This is a genomic window from Pseudomonas sp. PA-4-8C, assembly GCF_021606625.1.
In the GTDB taxonomy this organism is placed as follows: Bacteria; Pseudomonadota; Gammaproteobacteria; order Pseudomonadales; family Pseudomonadaceae; genus Aquipseudomonas; species Aquipseudomonas lactis.
On the sequence record NZ_WKCD01000297.1, the window covers coordinates 1 to 6578 of the forward strand.

The 6578-nt window shown below is 54.4% G+C and carries 9 protein-coding genes, 4 tRNA genes and 1 rRNA gene; all 14 read left to right on the forward strand.

Annotated features, from left to right (window positions below):
* A 5S ribosomal RNA gene (gene rrf / locus GIW04_RS26330) occupies positions 1-98 on the forward strand; the annotation flags it as partial.
* 145 nt (positions 99-243) lie between these two features.
* Complete coding sequence (birA, locus tag GIW04_RS26335; RefSeq protein WP_094774271.1) at positions 244-1203, forward strand: bifunctional biotin--[acetyl-CoA-carboxylase] ligase/biotin operon repressor BirA; 960 nt, start codon at positions 244-246, stop codon at positions 1201-1203.
* Positions 1193-1942, forward strand: a complete 750-nt coding sequence (locus GIW04_RS26340) for a pantothenate kinase (RefSeq protein WP_034133880.1) — start codon at positions 1193-1195, stop codon at positions 1940-1942. The genes birA and GIW04_RS26340 overlap by 11 nt, the downstream gene beginning before the upstream one ends.
* Positions 1943-1949: 7 nt before the next feature.
* Complete coding sequence (locus tag GIW04_RS26345; RefSeq protein WP_120248730.1) at positions 1950-2396, forward strand: hypothetical protein; 447 nt, start codon at positions 1950-1952, stop codon at positions 2394-2396.
* Between the two features lie 142 nt (positions 2397-2538).
* Positions 2539-2623: transfer RNA gene (locus GIW04_RS26350), tRNA-Tyr, on the forward strand.
* A 24-nt stretch (positions 2624-2647) separates the two neighbouring features.
* Positions 2648-2721, forward strand: a tRNA-Gly gene (locus GIW04_RS26355).
* A gap of 26 nt (positions 2722-2747) precedes the next feature.
* Positions 2748-2823, forward strand: a tRNA-Thr gene (locus tag GIW04_RS26360).
* Between the two features lie 143 nt (positions 2824-2966).
* Positions 2967-3042, forward strand: a tRNA-Trp gene (locus GIW04_RS26365).
* Between the two features lie 45 nt (positions 3043-3087).
* Positions 3088-3456, forward strand: a complete 369-nt coding sequence (gene secE / locus GIW04_RS26370; protein ID WP_003194658.1) for a preprotein translocase subunit SecE — start codon at positions 3088-3090, stop codon at positions 3454-3456.
* Between the two features lie 9 nt (positions 3457-3465).
* Positions 3466-3999: a transcription termination/antitermination protein NusG gene (gene nusG, locus GIW04_RS26375; RefSeq protein ID WP_003176436.1), complete on the forward strand. Its 534-nt coding sequence runs from the start codon at positions 3466-3468 to the stop codon at positions 3997-3999.
* Between the two features lie 116 nt (positions 4000-4115).
* Entirely contained in the window at positions 4116-4547 is a 432-nt protein-coding gene (gene rplK / locus GIW04_RS26380; protein ID WP_003176435.1) for a 50S ribosomal protein L11, read from the forward strand.
* Entirely contained in the window at positions 4547-5242 is a 696-nt protein-coding gene (gene rplA, locus GIW04_RS26385; protein WP_003176434.1) for a 50S ribosomal protein L1, read from the forward strand. Before rplK ends, rplA begins: the two co-directional genes overlap by 1 nt.
* 199 nt (positions 5243-5441) lie before the next feature.
* Entirely contained in the window at positions 5442-5942 is a 501-nt protein-coding gene (gene rplJ / locus GIW04_RS26390) for a 50S ribosomal protein L10 (RefSeq protein WP_003176433.1), read from the forward strand.
* Between the two features lie 78 nt (positions 5943-6020).
* Positions 6021-6386, forward strand: coding sequence for a 50S ribosomal protein L7/L12 (gene rplL, locus GIW04_RS26395; protein WP_003176432.1), 366 nt, complete (start codon positions 6021-6023; stop codon positions 6384-6386).
* The last annotated feature ends 192 nt before the right edge of the window (positions 6387-6578 follow it).

A 6578-nucleotide genomic window follows, 5' to 3' on the forward strand; every position in this document is an offset into this window, starting at 1 on the left:
TTGGAACCACCTGATCCCATCCCGAACTCAGCAGTGAAACGATGCATCGCCGATGGTAGTGTGGGGTTTCCCCATGTGAGAGTAGGTCATCGTCAAGATTAAATTCCGAAACCCCAATTGCGAAAGCGGTTGGGGTTTTGTTTTGGGCGCTCGAAAATCTCGATCCAGACTGATATCCAGCCTTTCTATGCAATGACCCTGCGCATGGCTATCATGCGTGCCTCATTCTGAGGCGATATGTGCATGCTGACGTTGTTGAAACTTCTGAAAGATGGTCAGTTCCATTCTGGAGAAGCGCTTGGCGCTGCCTTGGGCGTTAGTCGCAGTGCCGTGTGGAAGCAGCTTCAGCATCTTGAGGCAGAATTGAATCTCCCCATTCATAAGGTGAGGGGCCGCGGATATAGATTGGCTGCGCCATTGGTGTTTTTGAATGCGCAGGAGATTTCTCTGGGCGCGGCTTCCTTGGCTTGGCCCGTTCACATTTTCGACTCCATTGATTCCACTAATGCTGAGGCTTTACGTCTTATCGGTGCGGGCAGTGCGGCTCCTTTTGTTGTGCTGGCGGAGCAGCAGACGGCTGGTAGGGGGCGACGAGGCCGCAAATGGGTCAGCCCATTTGCGCAAAACGTTTACTACAGCCTTGTATTGCGTATTGAGGGCGGTCTGCGGCAACTGGAAGGGCTGAGTCTGGTGGTGGGGCTGGCAGTCCTGCAGGCTCTGCGTGAGTCGGGTGTGCGGGGCGCAGCTTTGAAGTGGCCAAACGACGTCCTGGTTGGGCAAAAGAAAATCTCAGGCATCTTGCTGGAGTTGGTGGGAGATCCCGCAGATATCTGTCACGTTGTGCTAGGTATAGGTATCAATGTGAATATGCAGAAGGCTGTAGAGGTTGATCAGCAATGGACTTCGATGCAGCTCGAGGCTGGCTCTCCTGTGGATCGTAATCACCTGGTGGCGCGTCTGGGTTTGCAACTACAAGCCTACCTAGATCAACACAAGGCTGCGGGTTTTGCAGGGTTGCAAGACGAATGGGAGCAGCATCACGCCTGGCAGGGGAAGTCCGTGTCGCTTATCGCGGGCGTCAATCAGATTGATGGGGTTGTGCTGGGTGTGGATCGTCAGGGCGCCTTGCGTTTGGATGTCGGTGGCGTTGAGAAAATATACAGCGGTGGTGAGTTAAGCCTGAGGTTGCGTGATGATTCTTGAGCTCGACTGTGGAAATAGCTTTATCAAATGGCGTGTTCTTGAGTTGAGTGAGGCAACTGTTCGCGCGGAAGGCATCGCAGGTTCGGATATCGCGCTGATCGAGAGTTTGGTGGCTTTGCCTGGTCTATTGCTCACGCGTTGTCGGTTGGTGAGTGTTCGCGCGCTTGAGGAGACCGATAAGCTGATAGCTGCCTTGGTAGCGGCATTTGGCGTTGCTGTTTCCTGCGCCGCCTCTGCTCAAGAAATGGGCGGAGTGCGCAATGGCTACGACGACTTCCAGCGCCTGGGGATGGATCGATGGCTAGCCATGCTAGGCGCGTTCAAGTTGGCGTCAGGTGCATGCTTGGTACTCGACTTTGGTACAGCGGCGACAGCAGATTTTATTGGTCCGGACGGTGGCCACCTGGGTGGGTTTATTTGCCCGGGTATGCCGCTTATGCGTAATCAACTGCGAACCCATACCCGCAAGATACGCTATGACGACGCGGCCGCTGAGCGGGCGCTGGAGCGTCTCTCTCCTGGTCGAACAACCGTAGAGGCTGTCGAGCGTGGTTGTACGCTCATGCTTAGAGGGTTCGTGCTGACCCAGCTCGAGTTGGCGCGAGGCTATTGGGGGGAGGATTTCACGGTCTTCCTCACTGGAGGCGATGCCGACCTGGTCAGGGATGCTGCGCCTCAGGCTCGGTTGGTCCCGGACCTGGTGTTTGTTGGTTTGGCGATGGCGTGTCCTTTGTCTTGAGGTGATTATGCGCTGGCTGTTTTTACTTTTACTGGTTCTCAATGTTTTTTATTACGTCTGGCATCAGCAAGAAGCGCCATTGCGGGCCAAGGATGTCACGCCCTTGAGTCTCCATCGGGGAACGCAGCAAGACATTCGCCTCTTGAGTGAGTCGGCAGACACGGTGGCTCGGCGCGATCGGGCGAGGCCGGCCGAGGCGCAAAATACCTGCTTATACATCGGTGGTTTCTCGGAGCGACGCCAAGCCTCCTCTCTCGAGCAGAGGCTTACGAGCCTGGATATCAAGGCCAAGGTCCAGTTGCTGAACGCACCGGACGCCTCGGGTTATTGGTTGCGCGTAGCCCCTGAGAGCCGTCGCCTGGCTGACGATCTGCCCTTTGAAAGCCTTGCTAATGAATTCAATGAGTTAAAACATAAAATAATGCTGTGCGAAGGCATTGCAACTCTCGAATAGTTTGCATAGAATGGCGCCCGCTTCGCAGTGAAGACCTTTAAGGGCTACAGTGCAAAGCTACCGTCAATGCAGCTAACCTCATAATTTAAATGAGAAAATGCTTGACAGAAGGTCGGCGTGATGTAAAATGCCGGCTCGCTTAGGAGGGGTTCCCGAGCGGCCAAAGGGATCAGACTGTAAATCTGACGTCTACGACTTCGAAGGTTCGAATCCTTCCCCCTCCACCATTTTTAGCGTGAGCTGCAAGCTCCGCGGGTATAGTTTAGTGGTAGAACCTCAGCCTTCCAAGCTGATGATGCGGGTTCGATTCCCGCTACCCGCTCCAAGTTTGCAGGTTGTGCAAGGTGTTTCGCTCTTGTAGCTCAGTTGGTAGAGCACACCCTTGGTAAGGGTGAGGTCAGCGGTTCAAATCCGCTCAAGAGCTCCATATAACAAGGCAGATATGAAAATATCTGCCTTTGTTTTAACAGCTGCCTCGGCTTGAATGTTGTTCGATGTTTCAGGTCTTGTGGGGTTGGTTGTTGTAAAGTCTTTTTCAGGCCTGCATAATGGTCGGCCTGATTTTGTTTTAGGTCAGTAGCTCAATTGGCAGAGCGACGGTCTCCAAAACCGTAGGTTGGGGGTTCGATTCCCTCCTGACCTGCCAGATTCACGTGGTGTGTCTGGCTTTCTTTTCACAGGATCTTCATAGATGACTCCTAAGGCTGAAGCTCAAAGCTCTCGTTTCGATCTGGTAAAGTGGCTTGCTGTAGTCGCCTTGGTGGTCGTAGGCGTTGTTGGCAATCAGTACTATTCTGCTTCGCCGATCCTGTACCGTGTACTCGCTTTGCTTGCCCTTGCTGCTGTAGCTGCCTTTGTAGGCCTGCAGACTGCCAAAGGCAAGTCCTTCGCGGTACTGGTTAAGGAAGCACGCACCGAAATCCGTAAAGTCGTTTGGCCGACTCGCCAAGAAACCACGCAGACCACATTGATTGTCGTGGCTGTTGTTCTGGTTATGGCGTTGCTGTTGTGGGGGCTTGACTCCCTGCTCGGCTGGCTTGTTTCCTTGATTGTTGGCTAAGGGTGTCCCGTGGCTAAGCGTTGGTACGTTGTGCATGCTTACTCGGGTTACGAGAAGCATGTTATGCGCTCTTTGCTGGAGCGCGTAAAGCTGGCAGGCATGGAAGATGGCTTCGGCGAAATTCTGGTTCCCACTGAAGAAGTGGTTGAAATGCGGAATGGGCAGAAGCGCAAAAGCGAACGCAAGTTCTTCCCTGGCTACGTGCTGGTACAGATGGACATGAACGAAGGTACTTGGCACTTGGTCAAGGATACCCCTCGCGTCATGGGCTTCATTGGCGGTACTGCCGATAAGCCTGCTCCGATCACCGACAAAGAGGCGGAAGCAATTCTGCGTCGTGTTGCTGACGGTAGCGACAAGCCCAAGCCGAAGACGTTGTTCGAGCCGGGTGAGGTTGTTCGCGTTACAGACGGTCCGTTCGCTGATTTCAACGGTACGGTCGAAGAAGTTAACTACGAAAAGAGCCGGATCCAAGTGGCGGTGCTCATTTTCGGTCGCTCTACTCCGGTAGAGTTGGAGTTCAGCCAGGTCGAGAAGGTCTAGCTGGGCAAGCATCCCAACCCCGCAGCCTCGGCTGTGGGGTTTTGTCGTCACTGGGATAAACGCGCAAGTAACCGGGGAGCCTTTCGAGGCGTTTGAACCCGTAATTGGAGTGCCTCATGGCCAAGAAGATTACCGCTTACATCAAGCTGCAAGTGAAGGCCGCTCAGGCCAACCCTAGCCCACCCGTCGGTCCAGCTCTGGGTCAGCACGGCGTGAACATCATGGAATTCTGCAAGGCCTTCAACGCCCGTACTCAGGGTCTTGAGCCAGGTCTGCCGACTCCAGTGATCATCACTGTATACAGCGACCGTAGCTTCACCTTCGAAACCAAGTCGACCCCGGCTTCGGTTTTGCTGAAGAAAGCTGCCGGTCTGACTAGCGGTTCCGCTCGTCCTAACACCGTTAAGGTTGGCACTGTAACCCGTGCTCAGCTGGAAGAAATCGCGAAAACCAAAAACGCGGATCTGACTGCAGCTGATATGGATGCAGCCGTGCGTACCATCGCCGGTTCTGCTCGTAGCATGGGCCTTAACGTGGAGGGTGTGTAATGGCTAAGCTGACCAAGCGCCAAAAGGCTATCGCCGGCAAAATCGAAGCAGGCAAGTCCTACAACTTCGTAGACGCTGCTGCCCTGCTGACCGAGCTGTCGACTGTCAAGTTCAGCGAGTCTGTTGACGTTGCTGTAAACCTGGGTGTTGACCCACGTAAATCCGACCAGGTCGTTCGTAGCGCTACTGTGCTGCCACACGGCACTGGCAAGACTGTACGTGTTGCTGTCTTCACCCAAGGCCCAGCTGCTGAAGCTGCTCTGGCCGCTGGTGCTGATCGCGTTGGCATGGACGACCTGGCTGCCGAAATGAAAGGCGGCGACCTGAACTATGACGTCGTAATTGCTTCCCCGGATGCAATGCGCGTTGTAGGTCAGTTGGGTCAGATCCTCGGTCCACGTGGTCTGATGCCTAACCCTAAAGTCGGCACCGTAACGCCAGACGTAGCTACCGCGGTTAAAAACGCCAAGGCTGGTCAGGTTCGTTATCGCACCGACAAAAACGGCATCATTCACACCTCCGTTGGCAAAGTCGGCTTCGATGCCGTCAAGCTGAAGGAAAACGTTGAAGCCCTGATCGCTGATCTGAAGCGTATCAAGCCTGCTTCCTCGAAAGGTATCTACGTCAAGCGCGTTACCCTGAGCACCACTATGGGCCCAGGTCTGGTCATCGACCAAGGCTCGCTGGACGTATAAGACATAAATTGGCGCAAGTAATTGCGCCAATTGAAAGATTGGGGTCCCTGCCTGGCGGGGGCTATCCAAGACCGTAGGCGACGCAAGTCTTAAACCAACAAGCCTACGCAGATGGTGCTCCCGGTTCCTTACCGAATCAGACACCAAAACGACATCAGGCCTAGGCCAGATGAAACGGTAACAAGCAGGAGTTAAACCCGTGGCAATTAATCTCGAAGACAAGAAGGCCATCGTCGCTGAAGTCAACGAGGCTGCCAAAGCTGCTCTGTCCGCTGTCGTGGCTGATGCCCGTGGTGTGACAGTAGGCGCTATGACCGGACTCCGTAAAGAGGCTCGTGAAGCTGGCGTATACGTACGTGTTGTACGTAACACCCTGCTCAAGCGCGCCGTTGCTGACACTGAATACAGTGTTCTCAACGACGTGTTCACCGGCCCGACTCTGATCGCGTTCTCTAAAGATCATCCAGGCGCTGCTGCCCGTTTGTTCAAAGAATTCGCCAAGAGTCAGGATAAGTTCGAGATCAAGGCAGCTGCGTTCGAGGGCAAGTTCCTCGCAGCTAACCAAATCGACGTACTGGCAACACTGCCGACCCGTAACGAAGCTATTTCGCAGCTGATGAGCGTGATTCAAGGCGCTACCAGCAAGCTGGCTCGTACTCTGGCTGCAGTTCGCGAGCAAAAAGAAGCTGCCGCAGCCTAAGGCTGAGCAAATTCTCTCGCGTATTTTTGTTTATTTCGATGGCCGCGTAGGCCGTCCCCCAATTCAGGAAATACAGCAATGTCTATCTCCCAAGACGATATCCTCAACGCCGTAGCTGAAATGTCGGTTCTGCAGGTTGTTGAGCTGATCAAAGCTTTCGAAGAAAAATTCGGCGTTTCCGCTGCCGCTGCTTCCGCTGGCCCAGCTGTTGCTGCTGTCGCTGCTGAAGAGCAAACCGAATTCAACGTCATGCTGCTGGAAGCTGGCGAGAAGAAAGTAAACGTGATCAAGGCAGTACGTGAACTGACCGGTCTGGGCCTGAAAGAAGCCAAGGCTGTAGTTGACGGCGCTCCTGCCCAGGTTCTGGAAGCTGTGTCGAAAGACGCCGCTGACAAAGCCAAAGCTACTCTGGAAGAAGCAGGCGCTAAAGTCGAGCTGAAGTAAGCATCGACCTTGCGTCTCCAGCCCAAGCGTTAAGCTGAAGGCTGATGGCTGGTGGCTCTTGCCACCGGCCTTTTTCCGTTCTTGGCTGTCGACTCGGTCGCCGCCATTAACGCGCTGTAGCCACCCGAAGCGGTGGTGCAAACCATGGGGTTTGCAAGATTTTCTGGCTGCTCCCGTCGGAGGGGCCAAACA

Coding starts and splice junctions, on each gene's coding strand:
- birA (WP_094774271.1), top strand. CDS start 244: ATGCTGACGTTGTTGAAACTTCTGAAAGATGGTCAGTTCCATTCTGGA.
- GIW04_RS26340 (WP_034133880.1), top strand. CDS start 1,193: ATGATTCTTGAGCTCGACTGTGGAAATAGCTTTATCAAATGGCGTGTT.
- GIW04_RS26345 (WP_120248730.1), top strand. CDS start 1,950: ATGCGCTGGCTGTTTTTACTTTTACTGGTTCTCAATGTTTTTTATTAC.
- secE (WP_003194658.1), top strand. CDS start 3,088: ATGACTCCTAAGGCTGAAGCTCAAAGCTCTCGTTTCGATCTGGTAAAG.
- rplK (WP_003176435.1), top strand. CDS start 4,116: ATGGCCAAGAAGATTACCGCTTACATCAAGCTGCAAGTGAAGGCCGCT.
- rplA (WP_003176434.1), top strand. CDS start 4,547: ATGGCTAAGCTGACCAAGCGCCAAAAGGCTATCGCCGGCAAAATCGAA.
- rplL (WP_003176432.1), top strand. CDS start 6,021: ATGTCTATCTCCCAAGACGATATCCTCAACGCCGTAGCTGAAATGTCG.